Genomic DNA, 20,638 nt, shown 5'->3' with positions numbered 1-20,638 from the left:
TAAATTAATTTTTATTACCCAGTATTCGGTTCAAATAAGCTTTCAGATAATCACCGTCTATTTTCGGGCGGTTGTTGATCTCCTCAAAGTGAAGGGATCCATCCTTCTCACGCCACACATGGTATACGAATACGTACTGGCCCTTACCCTCCCGCCAGCCGTCGAACTGACCAAAACGCAGGTCTTTGATATGAATCCCCTCAGGAGCTTCCTCTACCGCATGGTAGCCCTTTGTGATCTGTAGCAGACGTTCCATTTTCGGATCACCCCGGTACGTATCCAGCAACTGTTCCTCACGTGGCTCAAAGCTATACCTGATGTTTTGGTCCTGGTCCAGTAAGGAGTAGAAGCCGTTGTAATAGCCGTCCTCTGTTGCTGCTGTAACAGACCAGAGCAGGGTGTTCATGGGAGTGGCTTTCACGATCTCTGAATCATACCTTATACCTTGCGCATCCAGGCTGTTCCTGAAAACATTTTTAGCATAGGCTTGTGCCCCGAACGAGAACACCAGGTAGAGCGAGCTGATGATCAGTCCGGCATTATTCCAGCGCCGTCTTTTTGGGTTTCGACGGTCATAGAACAGCACCGCAATCACGCAGATCAGGAAAGGAACCGTGTACAGTGGATCGATGACGAAGATGTTGTAGAACGCTACGCCGTAATTGCTGAAAGGCCAGAAGAGCTGGGTGCCCCAGGTGGTGAAGCTATCCAGTATGGCATGGGTCGTGAAGCCCAGGAAAAACAACAGGGTCCAGTCCCGGAAGGTGGCATGCTCATTCTTGTAGAGCCGCCAAAGCATCCAGCCCAGGAGTGGCGAAGCGAGGATCGCAAAAAAGAATGAATGTGTGATGGAGCGGTGAAAGCTCAGTTGGCCAACCATATCCAGGAGCGGATTGGCCAGTACGTCCAGATCAGGTATAGTGCCGGCAATGGCGCCCCAAAGCAGTGCCTTGTTGCCCAGTTTGCGGCCAGCCACCGCCTCGCCTACGGCGGCTCCCAGTACGATCTGTGTCAGTGAATCCATGCTTACTTGATGATCGGTGCGCGCTTAAACTCTTTCTCGCGGTCGAAGAGGAAACGATAGGTCACATACGTTTTGAGGACGCGACTGCCCACCTGCTCCACTACCTTCATCATTTTCGGGTTAAAATCCCCGATCCAGTTCATCTGCATGTCATAGTAAGGGATGTTGGGATTGCCCTGCACCAGTTTGGCTGCAGACACCACCATGGCGGCCTCCACGCCTTTGCCCTGGCACTCTGGCGTAATGCCGAATACAATGCCGTACATGGTCTTGCAGGAGCCTCTCCAGCGGTGGTAAATGAATTTGATCTTGCCCCACGTATCCAGTTTCCCGTTGACATGTTTGAACAGTTGGTTCAGCTCAGGTATAGCAATAAAGAATCCGGCGGGCTCACCTTTGTAGTAGGCAAACCAGATGATTTTTTCATCCAGCACTGGCTTTAAAGCCTTCATAATAGACTTTGCCTGTGCTTCCCCCATGGGTTTCACACCTTCATGCTTTACCCAGCCTTTGTTGTACACAACCCTGAAATCCTCGGCGTACTTGTCCAGGTTACCCTTGTCGATGTGCTGAAAGCGATAGTCCGGATCCGACAGCACACGCTGCGCTTTTTCATGGTACTCCGGATTAAGCGGGTCTTCTACAGTGCGGTAGTAAACGTACTGGTTGAAGTATAGCTGGAAGCCGTAGTTCTCGAACAGTCTCTGGTAGTAGGGATGGTTGTAATTCATGCAATAGGTTGGCTCCAGGAAGCCGTCAACCAGCAGCCCCCACCACTTGTCGCGCTCACCGAAATTGATAGGGCCATCCATGGCTTCCATACCGCGTTCCTGCAGCCAGTTGCGACAGGCGTCGAAAAGTGTGTTAGCCGCCTGCTGGTCGTTTATGCAATCAAAGAATCCCATGCCGCCCGTTGGCTGCTCAAAGGAGTTCGCTGTTTTTTTGTTGATGAATGCGGCAACCCTGCCAATCGTTTCCCCGTCTTCCCGCAGCAGCCAGCGGATCACTTCGCCATCACGCAGGAGCTTGTTTTTCTTGGGGTCGAACACCTGGTGCACATCTTTGTCGAGCGGGCGGATGTAGTTCGGGTCTTTGCGATAAAGCTTGACCTGCATTTTTATAAACTCTTCAGCCAATTCCGGGGTGTTTACTTCTATCAGTTGCATAAGCTGTGTTCAGTGCATGGGTGAATCCCCAAAATAAGTCATAAAACTTGAAAAAGCATATATAGGCGCAGTCGCTTTGGGCCAAAAACGTTGAAAGGAGCAGCTGGAGGGGAAACTAGAAAGGTATAAAAACAAAAAAGGCTTCAGATTTCTCTGAAGCCTTTTAAGAGCCCCCAGTCGGAATCGAACCAACGACCTACTGATTACAAGTCAGTTGCTCTACCAGCTGAGCTATGGAGGCGGTAAAATTACAAATAAAGTTGAGCCCCCTGCCGGGATCGAACCAGCGACCTACTGATTACAAGTCAGTTGCTCTACCAGCTGAGCTAAGGAGGCGATACTTTATTTGTGGTGCCCTATCGTTCTAAAGCGTTGCAAAGGTATAATAAGGATTTTAATATACAAATACCCGTTGCAGGATTTTTTGCCCTTTTACGATAAGCTTTTGAGTATCAAACAGAAATTTTTATCTTCTGAAAGCGGCTAGCTGCCGCTGCAGGATATCGATGCGCTTTTGCGTGTCGTCTATACGGCCTTCATACTCCTCACGCAGTTTATCGGCATTCTTGGATCGCGCAAAGAAGTCGAGGTTGGTGCGCAGTGTCTGAATGTCGTTCTGCAGCTGCGAGATCTCGCGACGGATCGTCTGCTCCTTCTGGTACAGCTTCTGCGAGGCATCCGGACTGTTTTTCAGACGGTCTACCTGTAGTTGCGCCAGCATGGTAGCACGGTCGTCGTAATGCAGGTCTGGCACACGCTCCAGGTAGCGCTCCATCAGAGACAGGAACCGCTCTTCCACCCGCGCGTTCACACGCTTATTGCCGGCATCCAGTGTATCCCACTCTGCTACGATCCCATTGAAGTCATCAAGCGAAGTGGTCGTGTTTGGCTGTGCCAGCTCTTCTGTTAGACGGTCGCAGAGGGCCAGCTTTTCAGAAGATAGTTTTTCCATTTCAGCGCCCTTTTGCTGCTCCTGTACCTGCTTACGGTCAAAGAACTCGTTGCAAGCCGCTCTGAAGCGCTGCCAGATTTTATCGGAGTGTTTGTCTGGCACGCGACCAATCGTTTTCCACTTCTTCTGAAGCTGGATCATTTTCTCTTTGGTGGTGTTCCAGTCTGTGCTTTCTTTCAGACTCTCAGCCTGCTCGCACAATTCCGTCTTTAGACGCAGGTTCTGCATTTTCTGCTCATCCAGGCCTTTAAAGAACTGATTCTTGTGCTGGAAGAAAGCCTTATAATTGCCCCAGAAGTTCTTGTTGACCTCTTCGGCAAACTCTTTCGGTACCAGACCGGTGCTGTCCCACTCCTCTTTGAGTTTCTGGATCTCGTCTGTCTTGTCACGCCATTCGTTAATGCGGTCCGTATTGAAGCTCTGGAACTCCTGCAAACGAGCCAGTAGCCCGCGCTTTTTCTCCAGGTTAGCCATCTCCACTGTCTTGCGCTCTTCCATGTACGAGCGGCGTTGCTCGTGTACTTTTTCAGAAGCCTGAATAAAACGCTCCCAGATCGTGTCGCGCTGCTCGTTTGGCACCGGTCCTATGTTCTTCCACTCTTCATGCAAATGGCGCAGTTCCTGCAGGGCTTTGTTGATGGAAGGTTCGTTCTGAAGGGCCTCGGCACGTTCAATTAGCTGAGTTTTCGCATCCAGGTTACGGCGCCTGTCCAGCTCCTTCATTTCGAAGAACATGCTGCGGTTGTTGTAGAAAATGTCGAGCAGGGCATGATACGAATCCCACAGTTCCTGCGCCTCACCTGGCGGCACTGGTCCGATGCTCTTCCACTCTCCCTGCAGCTTTTTCAATTCGTCGCTGCTGTTTTTGGTCTCAGCCGATTCCACAAGGGCACGCAGTTGCTGAAGCAACTCGCGCTTGCGATCCAGGTTACGGCCACGCTGTTCTTCGCTGTGTTGTCGGTCCTGGTAACGTGCCTCACGGTAAGCGGCATAGAGCTGTTCCAGTTCTGTGTGTGCGACAGGTGCATGGTAGTCAAAATCTTCTTCGGTGCCTCCCTCCTGACGGAATCGATCAAGTGCCTGGCCTTTTTCAACCTGAAACTTATCTTCATACTGGCGATGGATTTCCTGTATCTTCTTATACTTGCGCTTTGCGTCAGGCACTTTGAGAAGCTGCGTCAGGTGATTGCGCAGTTCCTCCAGAGGCATCACGCTATAGTCCGTGTGGTCATCCTCATCCAGCTCTTCTTCGTCGTGGTGCTCTTCTGCAGCAGTAGCTACAGGTACCTGTGCGGCAGCCGTGTCAGGTACGGAGGTAGCATTGGAGGAAATATCAGCTGATTCTGCTAGAGTAGCTGCTTCTATAGCTGGTACTTCAGCTTGGGCCTCAGGAAGGTTTGCTTCTGCAAAAGCTTCGGTTATTTTTTCTGTTTCTGATGTTTCTGCCTCAGAAGCCAGTTCCGGGTTAATTTCAGGCTGATCTTCTTTAGGCACACCTGCATCTGATGGGTTGTCCTGTGCGCGCTCTTTCTGTGCGTTGATCTCAGCGAGACGCTGTTCTACAATATCCATCGGTGACGAGGCCTGCTGCCCATTGGTTTGTGCTTCGTCTTGCGGCAGTGGCTTGTTGGCCTCAGCCCCGTTTGCGTCGGTGTGCTGTTTATCAGTTGTCATGACTTCAGTTTTTAGTCCACTTTTTGTCAGTTCAGGCGGGGGTCTACCGGGTAGTTTGAAAGTACCTTGTATTTACCGCCCATTTGGCGCAGTATGTTACGCCAAAGCGTATCTGCTTCCAAATTAAATAATTTATTTGCAGCATTGTTGTTCACGATCCAAACATTTTTGTCGATCTCCTCCTGCAGCTGGCCGGGCGTCCACCCAGAGTAGCCAAGAAAAAACTTGATATCTGCCGGTGTCACTTCGCCGGTGCCAATCAGCGTACGGAGCGACTCAAAGTCCCCTCCCCAATACAGGTTGTCGTTCAGCTGCACAGCCTGAGGCAGGTCTGCTATCTGGTGTACGTAGTGCAAAGTGTTGTATTGCACCGGCCCCCCTATACCTAACTCGGCCTCAAAGGTATCATTATATATATCAACCACGTCAGACAGCTTAAGGTTTGACAAACGGTTCAGTACCAGTCCGAAAGTTCCCTCGCCTTCCACGTGGCTGCAGATCAGAACCACGGTGCGCTCAAAATTTGGGTCGCCCAGGTATGGCTCCGATATCAGTATACTGCCGTTTTGTGGCTTATTCTCGCTTTCTTCCTCCATTGGTTTCCAGGTTTTAGTGGCTATACCTTACATAAACTTCTGGCCTGGCAGGCCTGGCAATTGCTGTTTATACCTTCTTACGGAAACAACACATTAGGGTACAAATCCTGTAAAATGCCAAAGTCAATTAAAAACATCCGCTGACCACACAAAGCCTGCCAACACTGGAAATAAGTCTTCTAATTTTATAAAATATTTTTAAATTATTGCAATATTAATTAAAATTTAACCTGCAGCCGATTATTTTATAATTTTGGGCAAATCATCGTTTTCGCTATGGCGCTCCAACATGACATTGCCTCTATCCGGAAGAACTACTCCCGGCAGGCGCTTTCAGAAGAATCTGTCTCCAATGACCCGCTCGACCAGTTCAAGGTATGGTTGAACGAAGCCATCCTTGCGGAGGTGCTGGAGCCAACGGCACTGGTGCTGTCTACCGTGTCTGCCGACTGCCGCCCTGCGGCGCGGGTCGTGCTATTGAAGGAGGTTTCTTCAGAAGGCTTTGTGTTCTTCACCAATTACGATAGCCGCAAAGGCAAGCAACTGGCTGAGAACCCCTACGCTTCGATAACCTTTTTCTGGGCAGAACTGGAACGTCAGGTGCGGATAGAGGGCTCGATCGAGAAAGTGGCAGCGGACGTGTCAGATGTGTATTTTCACAGCCGACCACGTGGGAGCCAGATCGGGGCATGGGCCTCACCTCAAAGCCACGCGATAACCAGCCGCGAAGAACTGGAGCAGGCGGAGGCAAAGTACGAGCATGACTTCGCTAACCTGGATGTGGTGCCACGTCCGCAGCATTGGGGAGGCTATGTGCTGAAACCAGAGCGCATCGAGTTCTGGCAAGGGCGCCCGAATCGACTGCACGACCGCATCCTGTTCCAGCAAGCCGGTCAGCAATGGGCACGTAAACGCCTTGCTCCGTAATTTCTATACCTGAAAAACCTATACCTCTTAAGAGCTATACCTATACCTGTAAGCAAACCTAATGGCCGAAATATTACCCATTAAAGCATGGCGTTACAAAGATGAGCTGAGCCAGTCGATCGAAGAACTGACCTCTCCCCTTTTCGATGTGGTGTCGGCAAAACAGCGGGAGGCGCTGTACCAGAATCCGATCAACAGTATTCACCTCTCGGTGCCACGTGGCGAAAAGCCAGCCGACACCGCAGCAGACATGCTGCAGGAATGGAAAGCCACCGGTACGATTGTGCAGGACCCGCTGCCCGGCATTTATGTGTATTACCAGTATTTCAGGCTGCCCGGCAACGACCGCGAGTATTGCCGCAAGGGATTCATTTGCCACATTAAGGCCTACGACTGGAACGAAGCCGTGCTATTGCGCCACGAAAACACGATACCCAGCGCCGTGAATGACCGCATCGATCTACTGGACAAGACGCTGATGAACACCAGCGCCACCCATGGACTCTATACCGATCCGGATTTTGTGTTGGAGCGCTACATGGATGAGAGCATCCAATCGCCGCTTTATGTGACAGAAGACTACCAGGGCGTACGCGACGTGCTGGCCGTGATTCACGACCACGATGTGATCAGGCAATTTTTAGAGGTGCTGGAGTCGCGTCAGGTACTGTTAGCCGATGGGCATCACCGGTACGAGGGCTCGCTGGAATACCGCAAAAAGCGCATGGCCGCTAATCCGAACCACACCGGGACGGAAGCCTACAACTATCACCTGATGTACCTGACCAACTCCGAGGCCGATGACCTGCGCATCCTGCCAACGCACCGAGTGCTGGAGAAAATTGACTTGTCGGATGATGAGTTTCTGGAGCGACTGCGCGCCTACTTTGTGGTAACGCCGAAGGAGGATGCTTACGAACTCAACGAGGTGATCGTGGGCAAGAACTGGGCCTTCGGGCTATACCTGTCGGGCAATGCCTACAAGCTGCGCCTCAAGCCGGAAGTGCACCACTTGATCGACTGGCAAGTGCCACAGGAAGTAAAAGACCTCGACCTGACCGTGATGCATTATTTCGTTTTCGAGAAAGTGCTGGGCATAGGCCGCGAAGCACAGCGCGACTACCCGGGTCTGAGTTACGTGCGCAATTTCACGGCCTGTGTCAGCCAAGTGGACTCCGGCAAATCGCGATTGGCTCTGATCACCAACGAAGTGTCGATGGAACAGGTGAAACGTGTATGCTACAGCGGGGCCATCATGCCGCAGAAATCCACCTTCTTTTACCCGAAAACAATCTGCGGATTCTTATTTAGCTCAATCAAAGAAAATGAATTTATCTCGTCCGATACTGCTTGCCTCTAACTCCCCGCGTCGCAAAGAACTTTTAGCCGGGCTCGGAATCCAGTTTGAGGTGCGGGTAAAAGAAGTGGACGAGGATTTTCCGGCGCACCTGCAACGCGAGCAAGTGGCCGAATTCCTGGCTTCTCACAAAGCTGATGCTTATACCTCTGATCTGCAAAATGAAGTGCTGATCACGGCCGATACCATTGTTTGCCTGGGTGAGCGCATCCTGAACAAGCCGGCAGATGCTTCAGAGGCTTTTGCTATGCTGCGAGCCTTATCTGGAACCCACCATGAAGTGATTACCGGTGTCTGCATCCTCACAAAGAATTCCAAGACCATCTTCCATGATGTGACCAAGGTATACTTTAAAAAGCTGCGTGACGAGGAGATTAAGTACTATATCGAGCACTACCAGCCCTTCGATAAAGCGGGTGCCTATGGGATACAGGAATGGATCGGCAAGATCGGGATCGAAAAGATCGAGGGTTCCTATTTTAATGTAGTCGGCCTACCTGTCCAAAAACTTTATACCTATCTGAAAGACTTGCAGGTAATTACATTGTAATTTATTGCTCCATAGGTTTTTATGAATCCAAAGTTATGGCAAACTTAAAATTCCGGTCTTATACGGAACAAATTGCCTGGTCCCAAGCCTTTCATACTACCATATTGCTTTAGCACGAACATCATTTCAACATCTGCTCAATAAACAATCATCATATTTATATTGGATGCCATATAGCAAATTATACCTGGCCAAAGGAAAAGAACATTCATTGAAGCGTTTTCACCCGTGGGTTTTCTCCGGCGCTATTAAAAGAATTGAAGGAACGGAGCCCGAAGAAGGCGACACCGTAGAGGTGTACTCCAACCAGCGGGAGTTTCTGGGCATGGGCCATTGGGCGCCGGGTTCTATTGCCGTGCGCGTGTTCTCTTTTGAGCAGGTCGAGCCGGACTATACCTTCTGGAAAAGCAAGGTGCAGCAAGCCTACGACTACCGCAGTCGCCTTGGCCTAACCGATAATTCGCACACAGATGTATACCGCCTGGTGTATGCTGAAGGGGACGGCGTGCCCGGACTGATTGTAGACATGTACAAAGACACGGCCGTTATCCAAACGCACTCTCTGGGCATGTATTCGGTGCGGGAGCATATTGCCAAAGCCCTGCAGGAGATCTACGGTCCGCATCTGCGGGCAGTATATGACAAGAGCGCGGAGTCACTTCCCGCCAAGTCGCCTGTGCAGGCGGAGAACGGTTACCTGTTTGGCGAGTCCAACGGTGGCGTGGTGGTGACGGAGAATGAGCACCAGTTTTTCGTCGATTGGGAGAGCGGCCAGAAAACGGGCTTCTTTATCGACCAGCGCGAAAACCGGGAGTTGCTGGCCCGCTATGTGAAAGACAAGTCGGTACTGAACACCTTCTGCTATACCGGTGGTTTCTCGGTATACGCGCTCAACGCGGGCGCCAAAGAGGTACATTCTGTTGACGTGTCTAAGAAAGCGATCGAGTTGACGATCAAAAACGGCGAACTGAGCCAGGCACCCGAGCGCCACGAAGCTTTTGCAGTAGATACGTTTGAGTTTCTGAAGGGCAAGGAAGACCGCTACGATGTGATCATTCTGGACCCTCCTGCCTTTGCCAAGAGCCAGAAAGTGCGCCACAATGCTGTGATGGGCTACAAGCGCCTGAACGCCGAGGCCATGAAGCGCATCAAGCCGGGGGGTATCCTGTTCACTTTTTCGTGCTCCCAGGTAGTGGACAAATACTTGTTCAACAACACCGTAATGGCAGCTGCCATAGAGGCCGGGCGCAACATTAAGATCATGCACCACCTCTCCCAGCCTGCTGATCATCCCATCTCCATCTTCCATCCCGAAGGCGAGTATTTGAAGGGGCTGGTGTTGTTTGTGGAGTAAGTTAAGACTTTTAGGACAGTTTGCGATCTGTCCGCGCAACAGCCGATGATACTTCGATAAAATACCATGCTATAGATAGGCGAAATGCTTTTTGTAGCATGGTATTTTATTACAAATTAAAGAATGATTGCCGGTGCACATTCTGGACAGGTATAGCTCGGGGTTTGACTGTGCACGATTAAGACAAGTCGCGACCTGTCCCTACAAGGGAACATTAATGCTGCATATCAATACGTTGTCTCACTTTATAGTACATGCACATTAACTTTCTAACTTTTCAAATTTATACCTCTCAAACTTTCCAACTCTAAAACTTGTGGCAATTCCATGCGGATGCGCCACTCTTTGGGATAGTAGTTGTTGAGACGGTTGCCGACTTGTTTGGCCCAGCCGAGGGGCAGTCCTTCATAGAGGAGTAAGATCCAGTCGTTGCTGTTGCCGCTGATGCCGATGTCTTCCTTGCGGAGGTAGCGCAGGGCCGATTCTAAACCGAGTTCTGCGGTACGGAAAGCATTCTTGTTCAGGTGTTGAGACAGCCCCAATGCCTGTAGTGGTTTCAGTTTCTTTCCGTTTGATTCGGCTATTTCCGTACCGGCATAGATCACATAGAGGTTCTGGTAAAGCTCGTCCACTTCTTCAAATAGATTTTCAGGTATAGCTGAGATAACTTCTCCGTGCTGCACCCAGGCAAAGCGATCCGGCTCCACCAGCCAGGCATTGACCAAGGCCCGTTCTTTTTTGCCGGCCAGTGCCAGCTTATACTTTTTCTTTTTTGTTGATCGCTGTGGTGCCTCATACTCCCCGGCTTTGCGAACCGCTGCCAAAAACAATCCTTCGCCCTGTACCTGGTGCGGATAAAAACGGTAGCCGGAAATACCAGCGAGCGAAGTAGCTTCGACCCTCCAAGCCGGATCCAGGGTCAGCGGGAGCGGTTGTGCGTTTTCCTGATCGGCCAGCCAGGCGATGTTCTGTTCGTTCTCGGCCAGATTCCAGGTGCAGGTGCTGTAGATCAGGATACCTCCCGGCCGCAGCGCGTCCCATACGTCCATCAGGATACGCTGCTGGCGCTGGGCGCAGAGGTTCACGTTTTCGTCTGACCATTCGTTCATGGCCTGCGGGTCCTTGCGGAACATGCCTTCGCCACTGCAGGGGGCGTCAACCACCATTACATCAAAAAACTCCGACAGACGGCCAAAGTCGCGCGGATCGTTGTTGGTCACCACCACATTGCCGCTCCCCCATTTGGTCACATTCTCAGCCAGAATACTGGCGCGGCTGCGAATTACTTCGTTGGCTACTAACAGACTGTCAGGTGAGATCAGGCTGGCGATGTGAGTTGATTTGCCGCCGGGCGCTCCGCAAAGGTCCAGCACATGGAGCGATTGGTTCAGGTCCACATGCTGACGAAGTGCTTGCTCTAAAAACATGGAACTGGCCTCCTGCACATAATAGGCCCCGCCATGCAGCCGCGGGTCCAGCGTGAACTGCGGACGCTCAGGTAAATAATAACCCGTCTCCGTCCAGGGTATACGCGGTAGGTTGGGTTGCGCTGGCAGTTTGTTTTTGTTCAACCGGATACTGACAGGCGGGGGCTGTAGTAAGGCCTCCTCGAAGCGGGTATAGTCAGGACCCAATTGCCCTTTCATGCGTTGCGCAAATGATTGTGGTAATTCCATCCCCAAAGGTACGGCAATTTGACCTTTTCGTGAAAAGGTTGGCTTTACTTGTTACGCAAAAAATTACTTTTCTGTCAACGCCACATATTCCAGCATGATGGGGATGTCGGCCGGACACCAATCGTAATTGGCCAGATCCTGGGGCACTACCCAATGGTAAGACCGGTGTTCATCGAGTTTAATCGCTCCTCTGTTGTACTGGCAAATGTAAGGGATAAGCTCAATGGTTTTGTCGCCATAGGACTGTACCACAGGTTTAAGGCGCTTCACCGGGGTAATGCTTAGGTTCAGCTCTTCCTGTATTTCTCGTACCAGGCAGGCCTCCTCCGTCTCTCCTTCTTCTATTTTTCCGCCCGGGAATTCCCAGAGCATGGCTTGCGGCATGGTTTCGCTGCGCTGAGTTATCAGCACGCGACCAAACTGCTCGATCAAGGCACAGGTTACTTTTGTAATCATAGTTTAAGTTACTGAAATGGCGCGAAAACATATACTTTTACTTTGATATTATTTTGCTTAAATATGATTCAGTCCAGTAGAAGGCCAGACCTACCACGAGACATACAACCAAATTAAGTGTGATATGCGTGTCATCCTGCACCAAGCCAAAGTAAAGTACCTGCACCAGAAAAATGTGGTATGATGCCTTCCCAAGGGTAGCCATAGCCCGGAGCGCTGTAAAATCTGATTGCTGAGGGAAAGCCAGTATTCCCAGGTAAATCAGCAAAGCGGCATAAGGGAAAGTTAGGAACTGCTGCGCCTGCCACTCGGGTCTTATGAAAGGAAGGCTGAGACCAAGATACTGGTGGAAGTAGAGGTATACCCCACTGGCAATTCCTGTCAGGAACAAGAGCCAGCTATACCTGTAGTCAGATCTGGTGATGAGACGGGAGATCCAGAGCCCCAGGGCAATGGCCGAAAAGTAACGGAACAGAGCCGCATCGTAGAGGTAGCGGTCCTGCTCAAAATAGCTGATCTGATAGGCTACCAGCTGAAAGACGATTTCTGAGAGCACCAGCACCAGGGTGGTACGCACAGGCCAGCGATTGAAGGTATAACCAATCAGTGGAAGCGCTAACAGGGACTGCAGCAAAAGTGTGATAAAGTAATTGCCCTTGCCTGAAACCGGCAATACACCAATTAAATTCTTCCAGCCCAAGGTATAAACGTCCTGTGCGTATACCTGCTCCCAAACATAAGCCGCGACCAATGAAATAAGATAGATCAGTAAGAGCGGAAAAATGATGCGTAGGGCTTTCTTCTGAAAATAATGCGGGGTGTAGAGTTGGTCGAAGTGCAGGGTCTTGCTGCCGTAGGACATCCCCAGATTCAAACCCATCAGTACCATGAAGATCGGAACCGCCTGCCAGATGTGAAAGACCGCGTAGCTGGCTACCAGCTGCTCCCGCGAGAGCGAGTGCAACAGAAGCACGGCAATGATGGCCAGGCCCTTTAGGATGTCGATTTGCTGAAAATGCTGTTTCATGTGTAAGGCCCGGCCAGATGGCCAGGGCTTTAAACGCGAAAGGCACACCATGGGTATGCCTTTCGCGTTGTTTGGTAGGTCAACTTAAGTGAGTTTTTCCTTTAATATTTCAAACTCGACAGCCGGTGCGATGCGCTCGTACAAAATAAGGTATACCGCCTTCGTGATCGGCATATCCACTTTCAGCTTTTTGTTCAGCTCGTAAATGCTCTGAACGGCATAGTACCCCTCCGCCACCATGTTCATCTCTATCTGGGCCGATTTTACGGTATACCCATGGCCGATCATGTTACCAAAGGTACGGTTGCGGCTGAACTGCGAGTAAGCAGTCACGAGCAAATCACCCAGGTAGGCCGACCCGTTCAGGTCGCGGTGGATCGGCATAACGGCGTGCAGAAAACGCTCGATCTCCTGCATTGCATTCGATACAAGAACCGCCTGAAAGTTATCACCGTAGTTCAGGCCGCGGGCTATACCGCAGGCCAGGGCGATGATGTTCTTGATCACGGCGCAGTACTCGACACCGTCCAGGTCTTCGAGTGGGTTGGCTTTGGTGTAGCGGTTACGCAACAGTTCGCAGAAGCGCTCCGCCGTAGGTAGATCATACGAGCCGATGGTCAGGTATGACTGCTTCTCCATCGCAACTTCCTCGGCATGGCAGGGGCCGGCAATAACCAGTTGGTGACTGTTCGGTACGCCGTACTGCTGCCCCAGGTAGTCGGTGATCAGGATGTTCTGCTTCGGGATCATCCCCTTAATGGCAGATATCAGCACCTTGTCCTTCAAGGCATTCCGCTCCAGACCACTCAAAGCCTCTTGTATAAAGGCAGCGGGCACAGCCAGGATAACCCAGTCTGCCACGGCCACCACACTGCGCAGGTCCGTTGAAGGCTTTACGTAGTTCAGGTCGTACGTCACGCCACTCAGGTAGCGCGGGTTGTGGCGGTAATTGATCAGGTGCTGCACGTCGTTTTCGTTGCGCATCCACCAGTGAACCTGCGATTTATTCTCTGAAAGGATCTTCACCAGAGCCGAAGCCCAGCTTCCCCCTCCTATTACTGCAATTTTTTCCAAACCGGATGTTTATTTTTCTTCACCATTCGCATCAGCCAAAGCTGATTTGTTTAGTGACTTCTCGTCTTTCACAGCCACTTTAGCACCGTCTTTCAGGGTTTTCGATACCGCTCTGAAAGGACCTGAAACTACCTTCTGGCCTTCTTTCAGGCCGCTGAGGATTTCGATGTTATCGAAGTCGCTGATACCGGTTTTCACCTTTACGGATTTAACCGTGTTGTCAGCATCGTGCACAAACACTACTTCTTCAACCGGGCCGGCAGGTGCAACAGGAGCTGCTTCCGCATTTTTATCAGCGTCTTTTTCTTCGCCATCTTCTCCCTCCGCCTTGGCTGGCGTGTTCGAACGAGTCGTCACTGCAGACAAAGGTACAGATAAAACATTGTTTTTACGCTCTGTGATGATGTCAACTGAGGCAGTCATACCCGGACGGAACGGTCGGGCATTCTTATCTGCCAGGTGGCTGTAAGAATCGTTCAGTAAACGAATGCGCACCTCAAACTCGGTCACTGCCTCCAGCGAGGCGGCGTCCTTGGCGGTGTTGGCAATCGAGGTTACGATGCCTTTGAACTTCTCATCGCGGCTTGTGTACGAGTCGACTTCCACAATAACGGAGTCGCCCATACCTACCCGGATGATGTCGTTCTCGTTCACGTTCACGCGTACTTCCATGTTGTTGAGGTTGGCAATGCGCATGATCTCGGTACCAGCCATTTGGGAAGTACCCACCACGCGCTCACCCCGCTCTACATTAAGTTTTGACACGGTGCCACTTACTGGTGCGTAGATGGTCGTTTTGTTCAAGTTTTCGCGGGCATCATTCAAAGAGGCCTGCGCATTCTGAATACCAAACTCGGCAGCACGAACACTCTGCGCCAGTGACTCTATCTCTTGCTTACCGGCTTCGTACTGCGCTTTGATCTGCTGATACTCGGCCTCGGAGATTACTTTCTGGTCAAACAGTCTCTTATTACGTTTATAGTTCTGCTCTATCTGAGCAAAATTAGCACGCGATTGTGCCAGACGCGCCTTAGACTGCGACAAATTAGCACGGGCCTGGTTTACGCCGGCCGTCTGCATGTCTACCAGCGACTTGTAGTTATCAGGGCGTATGCGCACCAGCAACTGGCCTTTCACAACAGAGTCGCCTTCCTGCACGGTCAGCTCGATAATCTCACCCGATACGTCCGGGCTGATTTTTACTTCTGTCTCAGGTTGTACTTTACCTGAGGCGCTTACTTTCTCAACGATCTCGGTGCGCTTGACATCTGCTAACACGACCTCCGTTCCTTCTTCTTTACCGATCCAGCCTGCTTTTTTAGCTACCAGAGCCAGTACAAGAATCAGAACCAGTCCGCCTATCAGGGTGTAGATAAGCTTATTTGATTTTTTTGCAGCCATAATTTTATTAGAAAGAGAGGTCTTTGCCCTGGTAGAAGTCCAGGACTTTTAGTTTAAAGGTATATTCGTATTTTGCTTGTACCAAACTGGACTGAGCAGAGCGATAGGTGTTTGCTATCACATTGAAATCTACGGTGTTGATCACTCCTCCCTGAAGTCTTAATTCAGCATTGCGAAAGTTCTTTTCCGAAGCGTTTACCTGCTGGCGGGCCGCTGCATAACGGCGCTGGGCCGCAAGGGCATCCACATACGCCTGCTCAATGGTCTGGCGCAGGTTGTTTTTAGCTATGTCGGCATTCAACTGCGCGTTTTGCTGTTGCAGCTTGGCGCGTTGTACGTTGGTGCGTACCTGGAATCCATTGAGAATAGGAATGTCTAATGACACACCCACCCGTGTAGCTAAATTGCCTTCGAATTGGCGAAATAGCGGGTAATCTTCATCTAGACGCTGGGTTACTATATTTGGAAAGTATAGCGTCTCAGAACGTGTGCGTTGTTGGTCATAATACACAACTTGCGGACGAAGGGGGCCAAGCTCGACAGTTTCAACACCTGTGAAAAACCTGCTGGTGCTCAGGTACCGGCTGGATGCCGCTGCAAATAAGCTTAAGCGTGGGTAGTATCCACCCTGTGCCACTTCAACTCCTTTTTCAGTGCTGCGCAATCGTAAATCTGCTGCCTTTATTGCAGGCAGTGTTTGCAGGGCTACGTCGTACACCTGGCTACCATTCACGATCACCGGATTCTCATCTGGCTCCGGTATATTAGGTATCTCTACCTGAAAATCCTCTGTGGTCGGTATATTTAGCAGCTGCATCAGCCTCAGTCTGGAAATATCGCGCTGATTCTGAGCCGTGATATAGTTTAGTTCATCCGTTGCCAGCTGCGACTCCAGGTCCAGTACAGAGTTTTCGGCTAGGCTGCCTGCTTTGAAAAGGACACGCGTGCGGCTTAGTTGCTGGTTGGTCAGGTTGCGCTGCAAATCGGAAACACTCATCTGCTCGTTGGCAAACAAAATGTTCAGGTAGGCAGTCACGATCTGAATCGTAATATCGTTTTGTGCTGAAAGATACTCCTGCTCGCTTGCTTCTAAATTCAGCTCATTTTGCTTTACTTGATTTACCTGCTGAAACCCTGCAAAAAGTGGAAGGCTGGCGTTTATTCCTGCATTGGCTGACCATGCATTATCTGTGGTCAAAGTAAAGTTTACGGGATCCTGGAACGAACCTGTATTGAAGCCATAGCTTCCATTTGCATTTAAACTGGGCAGGCGGTTGTTTTTGGATTGGACAAGATCAGCCTTGCTCAAATCGCGGTTCAGGGCATTTTGGCGCACGTTCAGGTTGTTAGCCTTGGCATATTCAACCGCTTCCTGCAGCGACCAAATACCGTCGCCACCTGCTCCCTGCTGCTGCTGCCCCATGGCCGAGCCAAAACCGCCTACTGTTAAGCCAAGAGCCAGCAAGAGCACTTTATTTGACATTTTTTTCATAGTGTGATTTCTTCTTAAAGATCGATATTAGGAATGTAGATCACATGCTTCACCCAACTCAGCTGCTTCAGGTACTCCAATGTGATGGGCTTAATACCTGAATCCATCTCGATGAACTGGCGGGCCATTTCGTTTCTGCCCTTGCGTGACACGTTCATGGTGGCGATGTTGCAGTCATCGTGTGCGATCACAGTCGCGATGAAGGCGATACTGCCCTTCACGTCATCCGCGTCGATGATGAGCGTGTGCAGGTTAGCCGAAAAGCTGGCCGTAAAACCGTCTACCTCCACGATATTGATCACCCCCCCTCCGCGGCTCTGCCCGATCACTTCTACCTGGCGGTCTCCCGCCTTCAGGTTCAGTTTGATGGTGTTGGGGTGCATCGTAGAGGCATTTCCAACAGAACGGAAGGTATATTTCAGGCCACGCTCTTTGGCATGGTCAAAAGCCTCCTTAATGCGCTTGTCATCTGTTTTAAAATCCAGCAGGCCGGCCACGATGGCACGATCGGAGCCGTGTCCCTCATAAGTTTGGGCAAAGGAATTATAGAACGTGATGATGGCTTCTTCGGGAGCAGCTCCTAATACCCGAATCGCAGCGCGCGCAATGCGCACCACACCGGCGGTATGGGAGCTGGAAGGACCGATCATGATGGGACCTATCATATCAAAGACACTGCTTTTTTCTGCCATGGAGATGGATCGGGTAAATATCGTAAAACCCAAATTTAAGAAATAAGGCTAATGATAACATTTTTTCGCCGTTATATTCTTTGGATTTCTACCAACAGCCGGATTTACTCTATCAATATCGTCATCAAGGCCATTAACCTCCAGCCGCATACGCTTGATTCTTAAGACATCCGTACACAGGATGTTCGTAACGCAGAGAAGGTTGCCTGCAAGTTGTGGATTTATTTCTACCGATTTATGTTTTAAAGATAGTGTGGGATAAATATTTGCGTGTAGCCCGAATCTATGCGATTGTTTTAGTTTATTTGTAGGCTAATGGCGACTCATCAACCCCCATCTGTATACCATGGAGCAACAACTTTTTAAGCCGGAAGTGCTGGAGCAGCTCAGAAGACTGGAAGCCAAGTACGTACCACTCGGCCAGGATTTGGCTGCCTACCTGGAAGGCCTATACTACACCGACTACCTCAACTACTGGGACTACATTCACCTGGATACGTTGCTGAGCCTGCAGAATCCGCGCACGTCTATACCTGACGAAAAGATCTTCATCATGTATCACCAGATCACGGAGCTTTACTTTAAGCTTTGCCTGGAAGAATACAGGCAAATAGGTGAAGACAAGGCGCTTACAGGTGAAGTGCTCTTTAAACGCTTGAAGCGCATCAACCGCTATTTCGAGAACCTGATCGACTCGTTTGATGTGATGGTGGACGGGATGGACCCGAAGCAGTTTCTGCAGTTCAGGATGGCGCTGATGCCAGCCAGCGGATTCCAGTCGGTGCAGTACCGCATGATCGAGATTGCCTCGACCGAGCTGCGCAACCTGACCGATAAAGAAAAACGCAAAGCGCTGGGAATGCAGAGCACCCATGAAGAAATGATGGGCTGCATTTACTGGAAAGAAGGTGCTACTGAGGTTTCGTCAGGATCCAAAACGCTGACGTTGATCAGATTTGAAGAGAAATACACCCAGCAGCTGATACAGTTTGCCAGGCAATACGAGCATATGAACGTTTGGTCTGCTTACAAGCGTTTGTCTGAGGAGGAACAGCAAAACCCACGCCTGATCCGTCAGTTGCGCGAACTCGACAGCAACGTGAATGTGAACTGGCCGCTGATGCACTACAAGTCAGCCGTACGCTACCTGCAGCGTGACCCCGAAGTGATCGCAGCTACCGGCGGCACCAACTGGCAGAAGTACCTGCCTCCAAAATTCCAGAGGCGTATCTTTTACCCGGAACTCTGGAATGAAGAAGAACTAGAGAACTGGGGCAAAGGCTGGGTAGAGAAAGTGCTGAATGGGGATATTTAGAATTGTTAAATTGCTGATGGTTAAATTGTTGTTTTAGGTTGTTGGACCTTGCTGTTAATTAGGTATAGGTTGCTTTTAAGGTATACTGTCTTGTATGCGTTGTGATAATATCCAGTCTGATGTATAAGCGGGATAACATTGAACCGCTACACCTTTAATTCAAGAAACAACCATTTAACAATTTAACCATTTAGCAACTAAGTAATTTAATTGAATAATTTAAGGATAACTACCTTACTGCTTGTAAATGAATAAGAAAGAAATTGAAGTCGTGTTGTCGCCGGAAGTGGCGTACAACGACGAACTGTTGGAGCGTGAGCTTATAGTAAGTGCAGGTCTCAAGCCAGAAGATGTCAAGCACATCCACCGCATCAAGCGCTCGATTGATGCACGCGGTCGACAGGTTTTGCTCCGTGTGCGGGCTGACTTATACCTGGACACCCCTCCCGCCGATATCCTTTCGTCCAGGTATACCTACCCTGATGTCAGCAACGCCAGGAAAGTGATTATAGTGGGTGCTGGCCCCGCCGGACTCTTTGCTGCCTTGCGCTGCATTGAGCTGGGCTTGAAGCCGATTGTATTGGAGCGTGGAAAAGACGTCCGTTCCCGCCGACGTGACCTGGCAGCCATAAACAAAGAGCATATCGTAAACCCAGACTCGAACTATTGTTTTGGGGAAGGCGGTGCCGGTACTTACTCCGATGGCAAGCTCTATACCCGCTCCAAAAAGCGTGGTGATCTGCAGCGTATTCTCGAAATCTTTGTGCAGCACGGCGCCACCCGCGACATCCTATTCGATGCCCATCCGCATATTGGCACTAACAAATTACCCCGCATCATCTCTGCTATTCGTGAAAGTATAGAAGCAGCTGGCGGTGAGGTACTGTTTGACAAGCGTGTCACAGATTTTATCTTGGAGCAGGACGAGATGAAAGGTGTCGTGACGCAGGACGGACAAGAATACATGGGGGAAGCCGTGATCCTGGCCACTGGTCATAGTGCCCGCGATATATTTGAGTTACTGTACCACAAAGGCATTACCATTGAGGCTAAGCCTTTTGCCATGGGCGTGCGTGTGGAGCACCAGCAGAAACTGATCGACAGCATACAGTACAAGTGTGAGGACCGCGGTTGTTGGCTGCCGGCCTCTTCGTATGCGCTGGTGCACCAGACGGTATACGACAACAAACAGCGTGGTATTTTCTCGTTCTGCATGTGCCCGGGTGGCTTTATTGTGCCCTCGGCTACGGCTCCCGGCGAAGTAGTGGTGAATGGCATGTCGCCAAGCCGCCGAGACTCTAAGTTCGCCAACTCAGGTATAGTAGTCGCCATTGAGTTGGAGGACATGGAACTTGATAAGTACGGTCCGCTTGCCGGATTGCGCATGCAGGAAGCCCTGGAGCGAAAAGCCTGTGAAATGGCCGGCGGCACGCAAAAAGCCCCTGCTCAACTCCTCCTCGACTTTACACAAAAGAAGACAGGCGGTACCTTGCTGGAGACATCCTATCAGCCCGGCCTGACGCCTGTGGATATGAATGAGCTATTCTCACCTGCCATGGCCTACCGCCTGCGGGAAGGTTTTAAGGCGTTTGGCAATAAAATGCGCGGTTACCTGAGTAACTACGCTCAGATCATCGGGGTGGAAAGCCGCACCTCCTCCCCTGTCCGTATACCGCGTGACCGCGAGACATTGGAGCATGTGCAGATCAAGAACCTATACCCTTGCGCAGAGGGTGCCGGCTATGCAGGGGGTATTGTGTCTGCTGCCATGGATGGGGAGCGTTGCGCCGAGAAGATCGCGGCCAAAGTGCTGCGACAGGTATAGCCGATGGTATTGCACCTGGCTTATACCTGATTGCGCTGTAACGTTTCTGTCCTAATCGGGGTTAAATAGAGAGATCAAAA

General features: G+C 50.6%; 17 protein-coding genes and 2 tRNA genes. 6 read left to right on the top strand and 13 right to left on the bottom strand.

Annotated elements, in window-relative coordinates:
- Nucleotides 1–4: 4 nt before the first annotated feature.
- From Q4E40_RS15180 to Q4E40_RS15155, 6 genes are all read right to left on the bottom strand, one after another.
- Nucleotides 5–1,024 carry a metal-dependent hydrolase gene (locus Q4E40_RS15180; protein ID WP_303413344.1) on the bottom strand — a complete coding sequence of 340 codons (1,020 nt, stop codon included), beginning with the start codon at nt 1,022–1,024 and terminating at the stop codon, nt 5–7.
- 2 nt (nt 1,025–1,026) lie between these two features.
- Nucleotides 1,027–2,190, bottom strand: coding sequence for a hypothetical protein (locus Q4E40_RS15175; RefSeq protein ID WP_303413343.1), 1,164 nt, complete (start codon nt 2,188–2,190; stop codon nt 1,027–1,029).
- 168 nt (nt 2,191–2,358) lie between these two features.
- Nucleotides 2,359–2,431, bottom strand: a tRNA-Thr gene (locus Q4E40_RS15170).
- A gap of 22 nt (nt 2,432–2,453) precedes the next feature.
- Nucleotides 2,454–2,526, bottom strand: a tRNA-Thr gene (locus Q4E40_RS15165).
- A gap of 130 nt (nt 2,527–2,656) precedes the next feature.
- Nucleotides 2,657–4,816, bottom strand: a complete 2,160-nt coding sequence (locus tag Q4E40_RS15160; RefSeq protein ID WP_303413342.1) for a DUF349 domain-containing protein — start codon at nt 4,814–4,816, stop codon at nt 2,657–2,659.
- A gap of 26 nt (nt 4,817–4,842) precedes the next feature.
- On the bottom strand, nt 4,843–5,412 hold the full coding sequence (locus tag Q4E40_RS15155) for a YqgE/AlgH family protein (protein WP_303413341.1): 570 nt from the start codon (nt 5,410–5,412) through the stop codon (nt 4,843–4,845).
- A 276-nt stretch (nt 5,413–5,688) separates the two neighbouring features.
- Here Q4E40_RS15155 and pdxH point away from each other — a divergent pair, with 276 nt between their 5' ends.
- From pdxH to Q4E40_RS15135, 4 genes are all read left to right on the top strand, one after another.
- Nucleotides 5,689–6,339 carry a pyridoxamine 5'-phosphate oxidase gene (gene pdxH / locus Q4E40_RS15150; protein WP_303413340.1) on the top strand — a complete coding sequence of 217 codons (651 nt, stop codon included), beginning with the start codon at nt 5,689–5,691 and terminating at the stop codon, nt 6,337–6,339.
- A gap of 61 nt (nt 6,340–6,400) precedes the next feature.
- Nucleotides 6,401–7,699 carry a DUF1015 domain-containing protein gene (locus Q4E40_RS15145; protein WP_303413339.1) on the top strand — a complete coding sequence of 433 codons (1,299 nt, stop codon included), beginning with the start codon at nt 6,401–6,403 and terminating at the stop codon, nt 7,697–7,699.
- On the top strand, nt 7,665–8,246 hold the full coding sequence (locus Q4E40_RS15140; protein WP_303413337.1) for a Maf-like protein: 582 nt from the start codon (nt 7,665–7,667) through the stop codon (nt 8,244–8,246). The genes Q4E40_RS15145 and Q4E40_RS15140 overlap by 35 nt, the downstream gene beginning before the upstream one ends.
- A gap of 166 nt (nt 8,247–8,412) precedes the next feature.
- Nucleotides 8,413–9,600 (top strand): class I SAM-dependent rRNA methyltransferase, encoded by a 1,188-nt coding sequence (locus Q4E40_RS15135; protein ID WP_303413336.1) that lies wholly within the window; start codon nt 8,413–8,415, stop codon nt 9,598–9,600.
- Between the two features lie 269 nt (nt 9,601–9,869).
- Here the strand turns inward: Q4E40_RS15135 and Q4E40_RS15130 are convergent, their stop codons facing one another.
- The 7 genes from Q4E40_RS15130 to sdaAB form a co-directional block, all read right to left on the bottom strand.
- Nucleotides 9,870–11,276, bottom strand: coding sequence for a methyltransferase RsmF C-terminal domain-like protein (locus Q4E40_RS15130; RefSeq protein ID WP_303413334.1), 1,407 nt, complete (start codon nt 11,274–11,276; stop codon nt 9,870–9,872).
- Between the two features lie 63 nt (nt 11,277–11,339).
- Complete coding sequence (locus Q4E40_RS15125) at nt 11,340–11,732, bottom strand: (deoxy)nucleoside triphosphate pyrophosphohydrolase (protein ID WP_303413333.1); 393 nt, start codon at nt 11,730–11,732, stop codon at nt 11,340–11,342.
- Between the two features lie 37 nt (nt 11,733–11,769).
- Nucleotides 11,770–12,759, bottom strand: coding sequence for an acyltransferase family protein (locus tag Q4E40_RS15120; protein WP_303413332.1), 990 nt, complete (start codon nt 12,757–12,759; stop codon nt 11,770–11,772).
- Nucleotides 12,760–12,843: 84 nt separating this feature from the next.
- Nucleotides 12,844–13,833, bottom strand: coding sequence for an NAD(P)H-dependent glycerol-3-phosphate dehydrogenase (locus tag Q4E40_RS15115; RefSeq protein ID WP_303413331.1), 990 nt, complete (start codon nt 13,831–13,833; stop codon nt 12,844–12,846).
- A gap of 9 nt (nt 13,834–13,842) precedes the next feature.
- Nucleotides 13,843–15,234, bottom strand: coding sequence for an efflux RND transporter periplasmic adaptor subunit (locus Q4E40_RS15110; RefSeq protein ID WP_303413329.1), 1,392 nt, complete (start codon nt 15,232–15,234; stop codon nt 13,843–13,845).
- A gap of 7 nt (nt 15,235–15,241) precedes the next feature.
- A complete protein-coding gene (locus tag Q4E40_RS15105) occupies nt 15,242–16,726 on the bottom strand; it encodes a TolC family protein (protein WP_303413328.1) in 1,485 nt (494 codons plus the stop codon).
- Nucleotides 16,727–16,740: 14 nt separating this feature from the next.
- A complete protein-coding gene (gene sdaAB, locus Q4E40_RS15100; protein ID WP_188499525.1) occupies nt 16,741–17,418 on the bottom strand; it encodes an L-serine ammonia-lyase, iron-sulfur-dependent subunit beta in 678 nt (225 codons plus the stop codon).
- Between the two features lie 346 nt (nt 17,419–17,764).
- Between sdaAB and Q4E40_RS15095 the strand changes: the two genes are divergently transcribed.
- Together Q4E40_RS15095 and Q4E40_RS15090 are read left to right on the top strand one after the other, a co-directional pair.
- Nucleotides 17,765–18,733 (top strand): tryptophan 2,3-dioxygenase family protein, encoded by a 969-nt coding sequence (locus tag Q4E40_RS15095; protein WP_303413325.1) that lies wholly within the window; start codon nt 17,765–17,767, stop codon nt 18,731–18,733.
- A gap of 247 nt (nt 18,734–18,980) precedes the next feature.
- Nucleotides 18,981–20,558 carry an NAD(P)/FAD-dependent oxidoreductase gene (locus tag Q4E40_RS15090; protein WP_303413324.1) on the top strand — a complete coding sequence of 526 codons (1,578 nt, stop codon included), beginning with the start codon at nt 18,981–18,983 and terminating at the stop codon, nt 20,556–20,558.
- Nucleotides 20,559–20,638 lie beyond the last annotated feature (80 nt).

The sequence above is a fragment of the Pontibacter coccineus genome, from assembly GCF_030546575.1.
GTDB classification, from domain to species: Bacteria; Bacteroidota; Bacteroidia; order Cytophagales; family Hymenobacteraceae; genus Pontibacter; species Pontibacter coccineus.
Note: the sequence above shows the minus strand (reverse complement) of the source record. Positions and strands in the feature narration are given on the sequence as shown.